1 protein-coding gene is annotated in these 215 nt (G+C 64.2%); it reads left to right on the top strand.

Features of this window, described 5'->3' with window-relative positions:
* Nucleotides 1-215: 1-deoxy-D-xylulose-5-phosphate synthase N-terminal domain-containing protein (locus HK23_RS14150; protein ID WP_306300695.1), on the top strand; the 215-nt coding region annotated here is incomplete at both ends.

Below are 215 nucleotides of genomic sequence, written 5' to 3'. Positions count from 1 at the left end.
CGTTTTCCTGCTCTGGACCGGGTGAGCTACCCGTCTGACATGCGGAACCTCTCGGTCGAGCAGCTCAAGCAGATTGCGGACGAGCTGCGGGCCGAAACCATTGACGCCGTCTCCACCACCGGTGGCCATCTGGGCGCCTCTCTGGGCGTGGTGGAACTGACCGTGGCCCTGCATGCGGTGTTCGACACCCCGGCCGACAAGGTGATCTGGGATGT

Origin of the sequence: Acetobacter malorum, from assembly GCF_002153605.1 — a bacterium.
GTDB lineage: Bacteria > Pseudomonadota > Alphaproteobacteria > Acetobacterales > Acetobacteraceae > Acetobacter > Acetobacter malorum_A.
The sequence above is the reverse complement of the archived record's forward strand: the minus strand, read 5'-3'. Positions and strand labels throughout refer to the sequence as shown.